The organism is Lacrimispora sp. BS-2 (assembly GCF_040207125.1).
Taxonomy (GTDB): domain Bacteria; phylum Bacillota; class Clostridia; order Lachnospirales; family Lachnospiraceae; genus Lacrimispora.
The window spans coordinates 3,428,212-3,445,246 of sequence record NZ_CP157940.1; the positions used below are offsets into that span (position 1 = coordinate 3,428,212).

The 17,035-nt window shown below is 46.3% G+C and carries 14 protein-coding genes, 2 tRNA genes, 2 rRNA genes and 1 other RNA gene; 5 read left to right on the plus strand and 14 right to left on the minus strand.

Annotated features, from left to right (window positions below; genetic code table 11):
- Positions 1-229: 229 nt before the first annotated feature.
- From ABFV83_RS16140 to tadA, 13 genes are all read right to left on the minus strand, one after another.
- Positions 230-302 (minus strand) — tRNA-Ala (locus ABFV83_RS16140).
- 81 nt (positions 303-383) lie between these two features.
- Positions 384-457, minus strand: a tRNA-Ile gene (locus ABFV83_RS16145).
- Positions 458-464: 7 nt separating this feature from the next.
- Positions 465-582 (minus strand): 5S ribosomal RNA (gene rrf, locus ABFV83_RS16150).
- Positions 583-679: 97 nt separating this feature from the next.
- Positions 680-2,211, minus strand: a 16S ribosomal RNA gene (locus ABFV83_RS16155).
- Between the two features lie 684 nt (positions 2,212-2,895).
- Entirely contained in the window at positions 2,896-3,630 is a 735-nt protein-coding gene (locus tag ABFV83_RS16160; RefSeq protein ID WP_349945238.1) for a CvpA family protein, read from the minus strand.
- Between the two features lie 81 nt (positions 3,631-3,711).
- Positions 3,712-4,545 (minus strand): Cof-type HAD-IIB family hydrolase, encoded by an 834-nt coding sequence (locus tag ABFV83_RS16165; RefSeq protein ID WP_349945240.1) that lies wholly within the window; start codon positions 4,543-4,545, stop codon positions 3,712-3,714.
- A 15-nt stretch (positions 4,546-4,560) separates the two neighbouring features.
- Positions 4,561-6,903 (minus strand): tetratricopeptide repeat protein, encoded by a 2,343-nt coding sequence (locus tag ABFV83_RS16170; protein WP_349945241.1) that lies wholly within the window; start codon positions 6,901-6,903, stop codon positions 4,561-4,563.
- A 110-nt stretch (positions 6,904-7,013) separates the two neighbouring features.
- Positions 7,014-7,610 (minus strand): recombination mediator RecR, encoded by a 597-nt coding sequence (gene recR, locus ABFV83_RS16175; protein ID WP_349945243.1) that lies wholly within the window; start codon positions 7,608-7,610, stop codon positions 7,014-7,016.
- A gap of 88 nt (positions 7,611-7,698) precedes the next feature.
- Positions 7,699-8,052, minus strand: a complete 354-nt coding sequence (locus tag ABFV83_RS16180; RefSeq protein WP_349945245.1) for a YbaB/EbfC family nucleoid-associated protein — start codon at positions 8,050-8,052, stop codon at positions 7,699-7,701.
- 32 nt (positions 8,053-8,084) lie between these two features.
- On the minus strand, positions 8,085-9,680 hold the full coding sequence (dnaX, locus tag ABFV83_RS16185; RefSeq protein WP_349945247.1) for a DNA polymerase III subunit gamma/tau: 1,596 nt from the start codon (positions 9,678-9,680) through the stop codon (positions 8,085-8,087).
- A 13-nt stretch (positions 9,681-9,693) separates the two neighbouring features.
- Positions 9,694-10,773: an ATP-dependent 6-phosphofructokinase gene (locus ABFV83_RS16190; protein ID WP_349945248.1), complete on the minus strand. Its 1,080-nt coding sequence runs from the start codon at positions 10,771-10,773 to the stop codon at positions 9,694-9,696.
- A 215-nt stretch (positions 10,774-10,988) separates the two neighbouring features.
- Positions 10,989-11,250: signal recognition particle sRNA large type (gene ffs / locus ABFV83_RS16195), an RNA gene on the minus strand.
- A gap of 60 nt (positions 11,251-11,310) precedes the next feature.
- Positions 11,311-11,805: a tRNA adenosine(34) deaminase TadA gene (tadA, locus tag ABFV83_RS16200; RefSeq protein ID WP_349945250.1), complete on the minus strand. Its 495-nt coding sequence runs from the start codon at positions 11,803-11,805 to the stop codon at positions 11,311-11,313.
- Between the two features lie 175 nt (positions 11,806-11,980).
- On the opposite strand from tadA, the gene ABFV83_RS16205 reads away from it, so the two are divergent.
- Positions 11,981-12,676 carry an anaerobic ribonucleoside-triphosphate reductase activating protein gene (locus tag ABFV83_RS16205; RefSeq protein WP_349945251.1) on the plus strand — a complete coding sequence of 232 codons (696 nt, stop codon included), beginning with the start codon at positions 11,981-11,983 and terminating at the stop codon, positions 12,674-12,676.
- 27 nt (positions 12,677-12,703) lie between these two features.
- Here the strand turns inward: ABFV83_RS16205 and ABFV83_RS16210 are convergent, their stop codons facing one another.
- Complete coding sequence (locus ABFV83_RS16210; protein ID WP_349945253.1) at positions 12,704-14,305, minus strand: hypothetical protein; 1,602 nt, start codon at positions 14,303-14,305, stop codon at positions 12,704-12,706.
- 118 nt (positions 14,306-14,423) lie between these two features.
- On the opposite strand from ABFV83_RS16210, the gene nagB reads away from it, so the two are divergent.
- The 4 genes from nagB (at position 14,424) to ABFV83_RS16230 (ending at position 16,902) form a co-directional block, all read left to right on the plus strand.
- Positions 14,424-15,158 (plus strand): glucosamine-6-phosphate deaminase, encoded by a 735-nt coding sequence (gene nagB / locus ABFV83_RS16215; protein ID WP_349945255.1) that lies wholly within the window; start codon positions 14,424-14,426, stop codon positions 15,156-15,158.
- Positions 15,159-15,400: 242 nt separating this feature from the next.
- Positions 15,401-15,805: a hemerythrin family protein gene (locus ABFV83_RS16220; RefSeq protein WP_349945257.1), complete on the plus strand. Its 405-nt coding sequence runs from the start codon at positions 15,401-15,403 to the stop codon at positions 15,803-15,805.
- A 96-nt stretch (positions 15,806-15,901) separates the two neighbouring features.
- Positions 15,902-16,321: an HIT family protein gene (locus tag ABFV83_RS16225; RefSeq protein WP_349945259.1), complete on the plus strand. Its 420-nt coding sequence runs from the start codon at positions 15,902-15,904 to the stop codon at positions 16,319-16,321.
- 29 nt (positions 16,322-16,350) lie between these two features.
- Entirely contained in the window at positions 16,351-16,902 is a 552-nt protein-coding gene (locus ABFV83_RS16230; RefSeq protein WP_349945261.1) for a TIGR01440 family protein, read from the plus strand.
- The last annotated feature ends 133 nt before the right edge of the window (positions 16,903-17,035 follow it).

Below are 17,035 nucleotides of genomic sequence, written 5' to 3' on the forward strand. Positions count from 1 at the left end.
GTTGTATCTCTGGTCTTAGGTTGTTATTTCACCGTACGTTACGGTTACTTTAACGAGTTTTGTTTGGTTACATCTTGCGATGTAACACCTCGGATGTCTTGATATTGTCTTTATACTTTGACATATAAAAACTTTATCTAGATATATTTCAATATGTGGTTTTCAAGGTACATGCGTGATGCAATCAGAAGGATTATCAGTTAAAAATACACTTCGTAACTACACCAAATGGAGATGGAGAGATTCGAACTCTTGACCCCCTGCTTGCAAGGCAGGTGCTCTCCCAACTGAGCTACACCCCCAAAATACTTGGATGTGAGTCTACCCTGTAAAGGCAATCCCTATATTCTTTTATTATATTATCATCTGGTTTAATAAACCAATGGGCTTAAGTGGACTCGAACCACCGACCTCACGCTTATCAGGCGTGCGCTCTAACCAGCTGAGCTATAAGCCCATAAATAATCTGGCACCCACCTGCTCTCCCATGCCGTCTCCAGCATAGTACCATCGGCCGCTTAAGTCTTAACCATCGTGTTCGGGATGGGAACGGGTGTCTCCCCTAAGCGCATCGGCACCAGAAATCTTTTGTCTTTCTTGGTGTTTCTATTATTCTTTTTTACTTCTTTGAAAACCAAAGACTCAACAGTATATAAAACCCTTACTTCTTCTTCCTTAGAAAGGAGGTGATCCAGCCGCACCTTCCGATACGGCTACCTTGTTACGACTTCACCCCAGTTATCAGTCCCGCCTTCGGCAGCTCCCTCCTTACGGTTGGGTCACTGACTTCGGGCGTTACCAACTCCCATGGTGTGACGGGCGGTGTGTACAAGACCCGGGAACGTATTCACCGCGGCATTCTGATCCGCGATTACTAGCGATTCCAGCTTCATGTAGTCGAGTTGCAGACTACAATCCGAACTGAGACGTTATTTTTGGGGTTTGCTTAAGATCGCTCCTTTGCCTCCCTTTGTTTACGCCATTGTAGCACGTGTGTAGCCCAAATCATAAGGGGCATGATGATTTGACGTCATCCCCACCTTCCTCCAGGTTATCCCTGGCAGTCTCCCCAGAGTGCCCAGCTCTACCTGCTGGCTACTAAGGATAAGGGTTGCGCTCGTTGCGGGACTTAACCCAACATCTCACGACACGAGCTGACGACAACCATGCACCACCTGTCTGGAATGCCCCGTAGGGAAGGCCCCGTTACGGACCGGTCATTCCGATGTCAAGACTTGGTAAGGTTCTTCGCGTTGCTTCGAATTAAACCACATGCTCCACCGCTTGTGCGGGTCCCCGTCAATTCCTTTGAGTTTCATTCTTGCGAACGTACTCCCCAGGTGGAATACTTATTGCGTTAGCGGCGGCACCGAAGAGCTTTGCTCCCCAACACCTAGTATTCATCGTTTACGGCGTGGACTACCAGGGTATCTAATCCTGTTTGCTCCCCACGCTTTCGAGCCTCAACGTCAGTTACAGTCCAGTAAGCCGCCTTCGCCACTGGTGTTCCTCCTAATATCTACGCATTTCACCGCTACACTAGGAATTCCACTTACCTCTCCTGCACTCTAGCAACACAGTTTCCAAAGCAGTCCCGGGGTTGAGCCCCGGGCTTTCACTCCAGACTTGCATTGCCGTCTACGCTCCCTTTACACCCAGTAAATCCGGATAACGCTTGCCCCCTACGTATTACCGCGGCTGCTGGCACGTAGTTAGCCGGGGCTTCTTAGTCAGGTACCGTCATTTTCTTCCCTGCTGATAGAGCTTTACATACCGAAATACTTCTTCACTCACGCGGCGTCGCTGGATCAGGGTTTCCCCCATTGTCCAATATTCCCCACTGCTGCCTCCCGTAGGAGTTTGGGCCGTGTCTCAGTCCCAATGTGGCCGGTCACCCTCTCAGGTCGGCTACTGATCGTCGGCTTGGTGGGCCGTTACCTCACCAACTACCTAATCAGACGCGGGTCCATCTCATACCACCGGAGTTTTTCACACCGTACCATGCGGCACTGTGTGCTTATGCGGTATTAGCAGCCATTTCCAACTGTTATCCCCCTGTATGAGGCAGGTTACCCACGCGTTACTCACCCGTCCGCCGCTCAGTCAATTTTAATTCCGTCCGAAAACTTCCTTAAAATCGCTTCGCTCGACTTGCATGTGTTAAGCACGCCGCCAGCGTTCATCCTGAGCCAGGATCGAACTCTCAAATTTAAGCAGATAGTCTTTGAAAGCGGTCGGTGATTTGTAGAAAAGTCTGTTGAAAGCTCGCTTTCATAATGACTTTTTTGCGAATCTCCGAACATTTGCGAAGCAAATGGTAGCGAATGAAGCAAAGCTTCATGAGCGTACCGCTTGGACTTGCCATTCGGTTCAATCCGGGGTCAAAATCAACTAACTAGCTAATTTATTTCCCGTTTTACTTGTTGTTTGGTTCGTATACAATTACTTGTATTCGTTCTGAAATTTTCTCATTCAAAGCCATCAAACATGACTTGTTTTATTAGAATTTTCAGGGTTTTACATACTGTTCAATCTTCTGTTTTCAAAGTGCTTTTTTTGTGTTGCTGTCTGTTCATCGGCAACTCATTTACTATACCATGTGGCCGTTTCTTTGTCAACAACTTTTTTCATTTTTTTCAATCTGTTTTAATTGATTGCCGGTGTGGTCTGTCTCGCACCGGGTCTTTAATATAACATGTCCGTATGAGATTGTCAAGGGAATTTGTTCCATTTGTTCGAACAATTTTTCAACAGACTCTATACCTACTATATATAAGCATTCTTCCTTATTTTTACTATATTTAGTGGTTGAAAAACAAATCTGCAAGCAAAGGCGATCCCGCCTTTGCTTGCAGATTTGTTTTAATTGAATATATGATAGATACAATTCCTGTCTCACACAAAGCTGCGCAATACCCCCAGAACCATCAGATTCAGGAAATTATGGGTATAAATAAAGGACAGCCATTTACTCGCTTCGATCTGCCGGGTCAGCATTAAGCCCCACTCAGTTCCGGAGAAAGCAGTGACCAGCAGACAGGCAATCCACAGGAATACAAGTCCCTCCAGGCCTCCCAGCAGGGCGCCTGCTATTTTGTTGATTCCTGATATGATAGGCAGCCTGGAAATAATATCCAGCCACCTCATGACCAGCCTTGAGAACACATAAATGCCAGCAAACAGAAGAACAAATCCTGCGGAATTAAGAATTACATCTGCAAGATAGTTTCCAACATAGTCCGTAAATGCCTGAACTCCCAGCATCTGATACACCTCACTGTTGTTATTTTCAATGAGTGCATTCTTGATATTTTGGGGCAGCTTAAGATTTTCAATAATCATGCGCTGGGCTGAGGGAGCTTCCAGGGCTTCCCCGGACGGGTTTTCTTCCTGCTCCAAACCAATGGATTTTTTCATGTTTTCAGAAATAGTCTGCTGAAGACTTGTATTTTCCTTTAAATACCCTGTTACCGAGGGTAAAGCGACCCGGACAATGGTCAAGGATAAGACCACTGCCAGCATTGATACGACCAACCGGATAAATCCTCTGTGATGGCCATAAAGGACCATTCCCAAAAGATAAACCCCGGCCGCTACAGATAACCAGTTTTCCATATATAGCTTTGTCATAATTTGTCTCCTAATGAATCAACTGGATATGCTTACATATCCAGTTGATTCACAAACTCAAGGCTGAAGAACACTTTTCTTTCAACCTTTTGCTTCCAATACCAAATGATCAATAGCGGATGCCACTCCGTTTTCATCATTGGTATCCGTTATATAATCAGCAGCAGCATGAAGCTCTTTGCTTCCATTTTTCATAGCCACTCCGATTCCTGCCTTTTGGATCATGGAAAAATCGTTTTCTCCATCTCCAATTGCCATTGTCTGCTTTCCGTTAAGTCCTAAATGGGAAGCAAGCCTTAAGATTGCTTCTCCCTTTGTGGCACCGAGCGCATTGATCTCCAGATTGTTAGGTAGGGAGGAGGTGACCAGAATATCTGTCCTCTTTTCCAATTCAGCCCTTAGTCTGGCGCGTTCTTCCATATCCGGGAAAAACAGGTTGATCTTCTCTACAGGCTTATAGCTTTTCTCCACAAACTCTATGATATTGGGATAAACATCCCTGGTCATGCGGACCAGTTCCTGTAACTCGGCAGGTAGACAGTATTCTGATAGGTGTTCAATAAAGCGGGGTTCCGTTATCCCACGCCTGTCTATGTAGGGATCATACATGACATGGTAGGAATCTACCAGGTGCAAAAGCTCCAGCGCATGTTCCCTGGATAACATCTGAGTGTCAATAACTGCTTTTTCTTGCATATCCTCGATGACCGCGCCATTGGTGGTAATTGCATAACGGATTCCAGAAATGCCTTTTATTTCTTCCGGTATTCCATGTACTGTCCGGCCGGTGCACGGAACAACCCATATTCCTTTTTGGACACATTGAATAAGAGTCTTACGGTTGACATCAGACAGTCGTTTTTTACTGTCTAACAGGGTACCATCCAAATCAATTGCAATGAGTTTAATATCCACGTCTACTACTCCAATTTAATAAATAAAATGTTCCTCTTTTAAAACAAGAAGGCCGTCTTTGTCATATTTTGTGGAAAACAAACCTTTAATCCGTTTTCCAAGGGAAGGCTTTTCTGCACGGTCAGCCGCTTCTTCAATCAGACCTTCCGCATTGGCCCTGTTGAGAGGAATTCCGTCTTCTTCCATGATTTCAATTCTTTCATACAGTGCCAACATGCTCTTTCCGGTAATGCTGCAGTCGATCTCATTGGCATAACGACAGGCATATTGGGCGAATTCGTCAATATCCATCTCTTCTCCCTGAAAGCCAGGGCCTTCCTCATCCCGGACAGACGGGCGGAATTCTTCACCCTCTTCGTAGAAATCGCTGTCTTCACAGACACCGTTTTCATAAACACTGCCCTCGTAAGCCCCATCTTCACAGACACCGTCTTCATAGGCGCCGTTCCCCCTATAATCGTTCTTCTGCCAGGAATCATATTCATAATTATATTCCTGTTTCCCATAATCCTCGCAGGGTTCTTCTCTTAAATCTTCCTGTTTAAAGGAAGGGGTTAAGAGTTTATAAGCAGGTGCCTTGGCAGCTCTAACCGGTCGTTCCTCCCGCACTGTTTCTCTTATACCGAAAGCCGGAGCTTCTTCTCCGCTTCCGATGCATTCAAATTTACTTGCAAGTGCCGGATGTTCCCGGTGGAGGGTTTCCATTTGTTTTGGGTTATCAATAAGAACCACGATCATTCCGCTTGTATCCTGATCCATCAATTCATTTAACTCTTCAAGCGCTTCCCTGGTAAGATCCCCGGCTTGCTCAATAACCAGATCCTTTCCTGCCAGCCTGTCTGCAGACGCCAGCACTCCCCGCTTGGATAACTTGGAGCCAGTGATTTTTGCCACCGGATTCTTTACGTTATTTTCAATATGGATCTGTTTTAAGGCTTCAACAGCCATATGAAGTCCTTTTTCAGGAGTTCTTGCCTCTATCATGAGATGATTCTGAACAGGAGTTTCTTCTGGTTCGTCTTCATCTTCTTCATACAGATCCTCAAACTCCAGATTATCCTCATCGCCGTAGCTCTGGAAGTTTTGGTCCCAGGACGGGGTGTCTTCCTCGTCTGATGCTGGATTTAAAGATTCATAAGGCTGCTCTTCCTCTTCCGCTTCATAATAAGATTCATCTGGCTGATCATAATCATTTTCTTCATAGCCATAATCATCCTCCGGCTGATCACCGGATTCATGAAAATTATCGTCTGTAGCGGCGAACTGCTCTCTGGCCTCATCCAGTTCTTCATAGTCCCCTTCACCGTCATAATATCCGCCAATATAGGACTCTTCCATTCCAGGGCCTTCCGGTTCCTCTTCCTCTATAACAGGCCCAGAATGATACAAAAGAGATTCCTCTTCTGCAGTCTCATAGAGACTCCTGGGTTTTGGTATGGCAGTTACAGGGCGGCCTACTCTCCGGATATCCTCCAGCACTCTGGTGTGTTCCAGCCTGGGTTCTTCCTGTATAACGGGTTCTTCATAGGAGATTTTTGACATTTCTCTTGCCAGCGTTTCCTGAACTGCAGCCTCCTGAAGCCTCGCTTCCAGATTATCCTCCACAGGATTCTCTCTAAATAACATGGCAGGCTCCTCACGGGGCTCTTGCTCTTCTTCATAATATTCTTCTTGCGGCTCCGGCTCTGGACTACGTCTTCTTCCTGAACTGTATTCCTGTTCAACCGCCCGCAGTTTGGCTTCGTATTTGTCCCGGTTCTCCACAAGATCCATCTGGTAGTTGGTAAGCGGTGCATACTGTATTTTTAAATCCATGGCCTTGTCCACATATTTTCCAAGGCCAAACATCAGCATGATCCGGTCGCAGGTTTCCACACAGCGGTCAGGTATGCCTGCCAGGCTATACAGTTCAGCCAGTTCATACAGCCATTTCTCATCCAGCTCCACACTGGTATAGGATTCCAGGGAATGAATAAGCTGCTGGGCCGGCGCTCCTTTTGCTTTTAAAATCATATACCGAAGCAGCTGCTGCCTGGGATCATCAGATGCCAAGTCGCCAAATTCCTTGTAATAGGCCTCTGCCTCTTCGATATTTCCCTCCTTGATCGCCAGCTCTGCCAGCTTATAAAGAAGGCGTTTTCCAATTGGAGCACGTTCAAAAGCCTGGAGAAGAATCTCCTTGGCTTCCTGGTAATCTTCATTTTTCTCATAAACCATGGCTACCATGGAAAGCAGATTGGTATTGCGGACTCTCTTCCAGTCTATTGTGTCGGCTATTTTCATAGCCGTATCATAGTCGTTTTTGCCGACCAGTTTTTTAATCTGTTCAACCTTTATATTAAACTCGTACTTATCCATTATTTGTCTCCTAATGAATCAGGCGGATATGCTTGCCTGTCCCGTTGATTCATAAACTCAAGGCTGAAAGGTGTATTTTCAACCTTATATCTCCTAACAAGGCAAATGAGCTACAGTTCAACCCGGCCTTCCAGGGCCCGTAACAATGTCACCTCATCTATGTACTCCAAGTCTCCTCCAACGGGAACTCCGCTGGCTATACGGGTAACCCTGATTCCTGTCGGCTTGATCAGCTTGCTGATGTACATGGCTGTCGTCTCTCCCTCAAGACTGGAATTGGTTGCAATGATCACCTCATCCACATCCCCCTGCAGTCTCTGCATCAGTTCCTTCAGCTTTATGTCACCAGGTCCAATTCCCAGCATGGGAGAGATAGCCCCATGCAGGACATGGTAAACGCCATCAAATTTTCCTGTCTTTTCATAAGCAGCCAAGTCCCTGGTGTCTTCCACTACCATAATTACCTTGTGATTGCGTTTTTCACTCTGGCAGATGGGGCATTTCTCCTGATCCGTCAAGGTAAAGCATTCCTTGCAGTAACGTACATTGCGTTTTGCTTCTGTAATGGATGAAGCAAGACCTGCCACTTGTTCCTCCGGCATATTGATGATATGAAATGCCAGACGCTGTGCGGATTTACCGCCAATACCCGGTAGCCTGGACAGTTCTTCAATTAATCTGGTTATTTGACTGCTATAGTAATTCATAATTTGTCTCCTAATGAATCAAGCGGATATGCCTGCATATCCAGTTGATTCACAAATTCATGGTTGAAAAATGATTTTCTTTCAACCTTTAGAACGGAAAGCCTCCGCCTAAACCGCCAAGGCCGCCGGTCAGCTTCGCCATGGCGGAGCTGCTTTCTTCTTCCATCTGGCGGAACGCTTCATTCGTAGCAGCCATGATCAGGTCCTCAAGCATCTCGATATCATCCGGATCCACAACTTCCTGGGATAATTTAACCGCAGTCACTTCCTTTTTTCCTGAAACAGTGACTGACACAGCTCCGCCGCCTGCTGCGGCCGTATATTCCTTGTCCTCCAGCGCCTTTGTTGTCTCTTCCATCTGACGCTGCATCTTCTGAGCCTGCTTCATTAAATTATTCATATTGCCAGGCATTGCGCCTGGAAAACCGCCACGTTTTGCCATGGTGTGTATCCTCCTGCTATTTTTATGATTTTTTAATCTTCAATTGTTATATCCATTAAAATATTTGTTTTTAATTCTTCATCGCTGACATAAATGGTATCAAACCGTTCCTCTCCGCCCCGAAGCCTGGTCTTAAAGGTTATGGACTTCTGGTAATGGTCTTCCACATACCGCCCAATCTCTGAAACAGTTGCTTCCCTGCTTCCGATCATGTAGTTGCTTTGATCGGAAAAGACTACGCAAAGACAGCTCTCGCCTGCAGGCTCTACAACCGTATCCCGGAAACTGGCCCGGATCGGTCCTCCAAGTTCCCGAATGATCTTCCCCCATTCACTGCGGATCAGATTCAAATCCTCTAACTGGCCTTTTGGTAAAGCCACCCGCTCTGCCGGGGTCAATTCGTGGACAGGGGCATTGCTGCCGTCTTTTCCTTCCGCCGATTTTGAGCCATCGGGGGAAGCATTTACCACGATACCGCTTTCCAACTGCTTTTCTATATTGCTGATCCGCTGAAGTATGGAATCCAGATTCTGTTCCATCTGGGGACGGGTCAGCTTTATTAGGGCAACCTCAATTAAGACCCGTTTCTGGAAAGCATAGCGAAGCTGATTGGACAGATCTGAGAACACCCGGATATACCGCAAAAGCGTATCATTGTCCGTACGTTCGCTGTCCTCTTTTAACAGGTTCTGATTCTCCGTTGACATATCAAGCAGATTTTCTCCATGATCGACGGATTTTAGTATTAAAAGGTTTCTTAAATACCAAATAAAATCAATGACGAACTGGCCCAGCTCTCTGCCCTGGATCACCATCTCCTCAAGGCAGGCAATACAGTCTTTTGTCCGGTTTTCCACGATTGCGCGAAACATCGTTCCAAACACGGTGATGTCTACGGCTCCCAGAACATCCAGGACATTGTCGTAGGTGAGAAGCTCTCCGTAATGAAATGCAATGCACTGGTCCAGAAGGCTTAAGGCATCACGCAATGCGCCGTCAGCCGCCTTGGCGATATAAGTAAGGGCGTGGTCTTCCACCTGGATATGTTCTGCGGCTGTCAGCCCTTTTAAATGCTCTACAATGGTTTCCACCGTAATGCGCTTAAAATCATATCGCTGGCACCGTGACAGGACCGTCACCGGAATCTTCTGGACTTCCGTAGTTGCCAGAATAAATATGACATAGGATGGAGGTTCTTCCAACGTTTTTAACAGTGCATTAAATGCTCCTGTTGAAAGCATATGAACCTCGTCAATGATATAAACCCGATATTTGCCTTCTGTGGGAGGATACTGGACTTCTTCCCTTATCTCCCTGATATTCTCCACGCCATTATTTGATGCAGCGTCAATTTCAACCACATTCAGGGATGCGCCGGCTGCGATGTTCTTACAGGTCTGGCATTCCCCGCAGGGACTTCCGTCTGCCGGGTGCTCGCAATTAACCGCTTTTGCAAAGATCTTGGCAATACTGGTCTTACCGGTTCCTCTTGTTCCGCAGAATAGATATGCATGCCCAATACGTTCGGATACTATCTGATTTTTTAATGTTTGTACGATATGGTCCTGACCCTTTACATCCGAAAAGGAAGGAGGACGCCATTTCCGATACAATGCCGTATATGACATGCCTGTTAACTCCTTATTCGTCGCCGAAGCTGATGCCTATCATCTTGGCCTCCTTAACGATAGAGCTTTCCGGATCGACGGTTTTTAATTTTCCGGCTACATCGGCTAACGGAATCTTAACAATCTCATTGTTATTCACCGCTACCATATATCCGTATTCTTTGTTATTTATGAGCTTTGCTGCCTCAGCCCCAAGGCGGGTGGAAAGCACTCTGTCAAAGGGGCATGGATCGCCGCCTCTCTGCATATGGCCTGGTACGGTAACCCGCACTTCTTGTCCGGTGCGCTCCGTGATCTGAGCCCCGATCTCATATGCCACAGAAGGGTAAACCACTCCATTTTTCTTTTTTTCTTTTAATTCTTTTTTCGTCAGGCAGGCATTTTCCTTGGAAATTGCCCCTTCCGCCACGGCCAGAATGGAAAACTTCTTGCCGTTTTGGGTCCTGCTCTTTAATGCTTTGACCACGATATCCAGATCATAGGGAATCTCCGGCAGCAGGATGATGTCAGCTCCGCCGGCGAGTCCTGCATGGAGGGTAAGCCAGCCGACCTTGTGTCCCATGACTTCCACAATGAATACTCGTCCATGGGAAGCTGCTGTCGTATGGATGCAATCAATGGCATTGGTAGCCACATTGACCGCACTCTGGAATCCAAAGGTAATATCGGTTCCCCACAAATCATTATCAATGGTCTTGGGAAGGGATACTACATTCAGCCCCTCTTCCCGAAGGAGATTGGCCGTTTTCTGGCTTCCATTGCCGCCTAATACCACCAGGCATTCCAATTTCAGCTTTCTATAGGTGTGTTTCATGGCTTCTACTTTATTAAGACCGTTCTCGTCAGGTGTCCTCATAAGTTTAAACGGCTGTCTGGAGGTACCGAGGATTGTCCCGCCATTTGTCAGGATCCCGGAAAAATCTTCCGGCTTCATGATACGGTACTCTTCATAAATCAGCCCTTTGTAACCGTCTTCAAATCCAACAATCTCAATATCGCCGGGCATTCGGTACAGTGCCTTTGCTACGCCGCGCATGGTGGCATTCAGGCTCTGGCAGTCGCCTCCGCTTGTAAGCATTCCAATTCTTATCATGAAAGCACACCTCTTTTTTGATTAGATTTATCATTTGGAAATAGGTAGTATTATACCCATTTTATAATTATAATACAAAGGGGAATGTGGGGCAAGGGAAAACTTTATTTCATAAGAAATGTAAGAAAATATTAAAAATGGTAATTACTAATTGCAAAAGACACCGCAAAACAGTTTCCTGCTCTCCGGCGTCTGATAATTCTTTATATTTTAATCCGTGCGTCTCACTTTGAACCGCTATCACAGACGTTACCCTGGCAGTTAACTCGGTCCAGGCACCCTCACGGCACACAGAAGGTTTCACTTAGTGCTGCTGCATTCCTGCCCTGACACGGTTCATGAAGATCTGTTGCGTAAGACCCAAACGTCATCGCCACTTACCAGGGGCAGCCCTACAATAGACAGCCCTGGGTGAGACATCACCCCTGCTAGAGCGGATTGCAGGTACAGGGCACCGCTATCTCCCCGGCTGCACGGAAGCTTTATGACATGATTTGGTTTAATCGCACTTTAGTATACATGGAAAAGGGCAGGTTGTCAAGGAGTTGAAGGGGATTTGTCTTCCAGTTTCTTCTTGTTCCTTTCCCTCAGTTCTTTAAAAAAATCTTTCATCATTTGAGAACACGCTTCTCCTAAAACCCCTGTCTCTGTTTCAACCTGATGGTTAAAGCCTTCCTCATGAAGCATATCAAGCACTGATCCTGCACAGCCGGCCTTTGCATTCATGCAGCCGATGACCACTCTGGGGATCCTGGCCTGGACAATGGCTCCGGCACACATGGGACAGGGTTCCAATGTAACATACATGGTGCAGTTCTCAAGTCTCCAGTCCCCTATTTTTCTGCAGGCTTTACGGATGGCGTTGATTTCTGCGTGGGATAGGACATTTTTATCAATGGTGCGGCGGTTATATCCGCGGGCAATGATTTTATCTTCATAAACAATGACGCAGCCTATGGGGACCTCGCCTATGGCGCCTGCCTTTTCAGCCTGTCTTATTGCTGTGCGCATATATTTCTCATCTGTTGTCATATTCATTCCTCTTTGCTCGACAATTTTATTGCCCACATTTTCCAGACATATAAAAATGCATGCGGTGCGTTTCTATCTTGGTTCCCATGCTTTTTAGGCATAAAGATATATCCCCGGGATAGTTAAATGTGGTATACTGTTATAGTATATCACGAAACAAAGGAATGGTGAAGATATGAAACTATGCGGTCTTCAAAAAACAACGCTTCTGGACTTTCCCGGCCACGTAGCAGCCACGATCTTTCTTGGCGGCTGCAATTTTCGCTGTCCCTTCTGCCATAACAGCGAACTGATCGGAAGCGAGGCAAAGTCCATATTCAGCGAAGAAGAAATTTTAGGTTTTTTAAATAAACGAAAAGGGATTTTAGAAGGCGTCTGCATTACAGGGGGAGAACCCACCCTGGCTGAGGATTTAGAACCCTTTATCCGGAAAATACGGGATCTGGGCTATCTCATTAAACTGGATACCAACGGTTATCGGCCGGAGGTCTTAAAAAGCCTTGTTTTAAAGGGACTTTTGGACTATGTAGCAATGGATATTAAAGCCGGCAGGGAAAATTATCACAAGGCGGCGGGAGTAAAGGGTCTTAAGATAAAGGACATTGAGGAAAGCGCTGCTTTTCTCCTTGATGGAACCCTTCCTTTTGAATTCCGCACAACGGCCGTAAAAGGGATTCACAGCCTCAGGGATTTTGCAGATATCGGGAAATGGCTGGCAGGTTGTCCCCATTATTATCTGCAAAACTATGTGGACTCGGACCAGGTCCTGTGTCCTGGCTATCAGTCATTTTCCAAGGAAGAGCTGGATAAATTCTTAAACATCTTAAAACCCCTGATTCCCAATGCCATGCTTAGGGGTGTTGAAGGTTAATCAGGACATGCCGATAGGGGGCTTAAATTAGCCCCCTAATTTTACATCGGTATACCAGAATCCAAACCGGCCATCTTCCATTGGCTGCTCCTTGGACAGCACGAAATTCGGAAAACCGAACATGGAAGCCATATATCTCTCATTGCTGTAATAATGCCCTGGAATCCCCAGAAGGTAACGGGGCATCCCGTTTGGGTTCAATAGTTTTGCAAGGATTAAGTAACGGTAATTGTAGTATCCATGCAGAAGGAAGCTGTTATTGCCATAAACCCAGGCATCTCTCGGAAGGACACCGATATCCTGGGGCTTGATGGTCAGAATTTCGCAGCCATCCTCATAATCAAATGCAAGAATCCTTGTATGTTCGCGTTTCAGCTTCTCCCAGATCAGATTATGGGTATTATCTTCCTGGATCTCATTTTGGCGCAGGCGCTCTAATTCTTCAGGATTTCCCAGCTGTGGCCGCGCCTCCTGATTGCCCATGCTTTCTTTTATCACAGCATCGGTCCGGTAACAAATGGTTTCACCAATCTCATCCTGGCCGCTGCAGGGATAAGGCTCACTAAATACTGCTTCCCTTTCCTGGACATCCACGGAAGCCCCAGCCTCTTGCTGGGTTTCTTTCTCCTGCATTTCACTGGGTATGTCTTCCTGTCCGTCATTTTGCCAATCTCCGTATGCTGGCTCCGCCGCAGACTGCATGGCACTCTGTTGGACTTCCGGCTCCCCGGCTCCCACCAACTCTCCAATTGATTCCTCGGCTTCTGCCTGCTCCAGGCCCGGCTCTTCCATGTACTGTACGTCTTCTTCCGATTCCTCAGCATACTGCAGGCCGTCTTCGTCCGCTATTGCCTCATTCGACATGGCTTCCTGTTCACCATCTTTTGATTCCACATTTAAAAGTTCCCCGCCGTCAGGTACGGCAAAATCCATATCCCCATCAACTGGATCCTGATCTTCCTCCTCCAGGTTCTCTGCCTGCAGGTTCTCTGCCTGCAGGTTCTCTGCCTGCAGGTCCTCCTCTTCCAGAAGTTCCTGTTCTTCGGCCTCTGGAATCTCCTCTTCAACCGTCCGGTCATTGGAGGAAGCTTCCATCTTTTTATCCTCCGGTGAAATCTCTGACTGGGAAGCCTCCCGGAGTTCATCAGACTCCAGTGGGAATTCTTCCGCGATTTCACGTACCGCCCGTTTTATCTGTTCTTCTGAAATAACAGCCTGTTCCTTCTGCGAAACAACCTTGGCCGAACTCTCCAGATCGACTTCTGCCGCATGGGCAACGGCATCTTCCCAAATGGTCGTATAGGAACGCCATGTATTTTTCACATCATGGATGGTCAGTCCATAGCACTGATCCATGTTAATTCCGGAGTGCTCTATATCATTTGCCGATACCACAGTCCTGAATTCACCGGAACCGCCGCGTATAAAAATATTGCCCAGGAGTATTTCCTGGTCTGCGGCTAATAAGTATACTCCAATATCATTGCCGCCCACATATATCCTTTTGACACTGACCGTAATTTTGCATTGGACCCCTCTCGTTTCTATCTTGGCAAATCCAATGTTTTTTCCTTTGACTGCGCCTTCATAGGCATAAATATATGAGATTAGTCTTCGATAATTAGGCATGCCATCACTCCTTTATAATTATTTTATGCAAAATGCCATTGCATCTATGACACAAAAATGTTATCCTTTATGAAAAGAATGTATAAAAATTTTTTTCTACGTATGGAGGGATAGAGAAATGAAGCTTTATCGCGCGAAGGACTACAATGATATGAGCCGTAAGGCCGCTAATATTATATCTGCTCAGATTATTATGAAACCGAACTGCGTTCTGGGACTGGCTACCGGTTCCTCTCCTGTCGGCACCTATAAACAGTTAATCGAGTGGTACAACAAAGGGGATCTGGATTTTTCCCAGGTAAAGACTGCCAATCTTGATGAATACAAGGGGCTTACCAGGGATAATGACCAGAGCTATTATTATTTTATGCGTGAGAATCTGTTCCGCCATGTAAACATTGACGAAGCAAATACTAATATACCAGATGGTATGGAACCTGATGCCAATAAAGAGGCTGCCCGTTATGAGGAAGTAATTAAAGGTCTTGGCGGTGTTGACTTACAGCTCTTAGGACTTGGTCACAACGGTCACATTGGCTTTAACGAACCTTCTGACATTTTCCCAAAGGATACCCACATTGTGGACCTTCAGGAAAGCACCATCGAAGCCAACAAGCGCTTCTTCGCATCAATTGACGAAGTTCCTCGCCAGGCTTATACCATGGGAATCGGCACCATTATGAGAGCCAGAAAGATCCTTCTGATTATCAGCGGAGCTGATAAAGCGGACATCCTTTATGATGTAATCTGCGGACCAGTTACTTCCCGTGTTCCTGCATCTATTTTGCAGCTTCATCCGGATGTTACCATTGTTGCAGACGAAGCAGCTCTTTCCAAGATGGAAAACATTTAAACCCAGACTTATATTTTTCCAATTACAGATTATATGACAATAACTGCCCGGCTGCTTTTGCGCCGGGCTTTTTTATGCCCACTTTCAGATTAGACATTCTCAATGAGCAAAACCGGAGCTTCACGTTTCCGGAGTTTTCTGAGAGCAGATTTTTCCTTAGTATGGCTGGGAAATTAACAGTTGGAATTTTCCTGGAAATGGTGTAGAATGAGTGTAAAACGCAAGATAAGGAGACTATAAATATGGCATATACATTTACAAAAGATTTAGAAACCGGCAACCCTTTAATCGATTCCGAGCATCACCAGTTGATTGATGCAATCAATAACCTGCTTGCCGCCTGCTCTACAGGAAAAGGCCGTGCAGAACTGGCTAATACTGCAAAATTTCTGCAGGACTATACTGCAAAACATTTCGGCAATGAGGAAAAACTCCAGCTGCAGAATCAGTACCCAGATTATGTAAACCACAAGCGTTACCATGAAGAGTTCAAAAAGGTGGTGGCAGGAATCTGCGCTAAGCTGGACAAGGACGGTCCGACCATCGCCCTTGTTGGTGAGGTCAACAGCGCCATTGGGGGCTGGCTGATCAACCACATCAAGAAAGAAGATGTCAAGGTGGCCGCCCATATTAAAAGCAGGTCTTAGATTTCCAGAGTAAAAACGCATCTCATTGAACCGATATTTTGACAGAACAGGCTGGGAAACAAAAACAACGTTCCGGCAGAAGGAAGGAACATGATTATGAAAGATCCAAATTGCGCATACTGTATGAAGGGAGAGCTTGTTGCAAAATTCGGCTATCCCATTTGCGAAATGGAGACAGGATTTTTATATTTATTTAAAGAGCAGAGTAAAAAAGGCAGAGTTATTCTGGCTTATAAAGACCATGTCAGCGAACTGGTGGATATTAAAGATGAAGAAAGAAATGCCTTTTTTGCTGATACAGCCAGGGTTTCCAGGGCCATCCATAAAGTATTTAATCCGGATAAGGTCAATTACGGCGCTTACGGCGATACCGGCTGCCACCTTCATATGCACATCGTTCCGAAATATAACGGCGGGGATGAATGGGGCAGTACCTTTACCATGAATCCGGACAAAGTATATTTAACGGATAAAGAATATGAGGAAATGGCGGCTGCCATCCGCGCTGCATTATAAAAAAACTCTCATGAGGAGGATGTCGGATCATGTTAGATGAAATCAGAACACAAGCCACAATGGCTGCAAAAGAGTTACTGGAAGCGGCACATTTAAATGAGAAGGACTTAGTCGTGATCGGTTGCTCCTCCAGTGAAATATCCGACCACAGGATCGGTTCCCATTCCAGCGCGGAAATCGGACAGACTGTATTTTCTGCCATTTATGAAGTTTTTAACCAACAGGGGATTTACGTTGCAGCCCAGTGCTGCGAGCATTTAAACCGGGCCTTGATCCTGGAAAAGGAGGCCGCTATGCGATATGGCTACGAGCCGGTCAATGTAGTACCCCAGTTAAAAGCCGGCAGCTCCTTTGCCACTGCGGCTTACCAGACCCTGCATTCTCCGGTGGCGGTAGAATCAATAAAGGCCCATGCCGGAATTGATATCGGCGATACCTTAATCGGCATGCACTTAAAGGCCGTGGCCGTTCCGCTCCGAATAAAGACCAGGTACATCGGCTCGGCCCATGTGGTCACCGCCCGTACCAGGCTCAAGTATATTGGCGGAGCCCGTGCCTGCTATGACGATTCCCTGGGATAAGCAGGGGGCGCAATACCAGGCGTATGGGACGAAAGTCTGCAATAACCTTGGCACAGCGCAAAAAAGCGCGCCTTGAAGCTGTTTTTACAGTTCATCAAGACGCGCCTTTTTTATGCTATTTTATAAAGCTGTT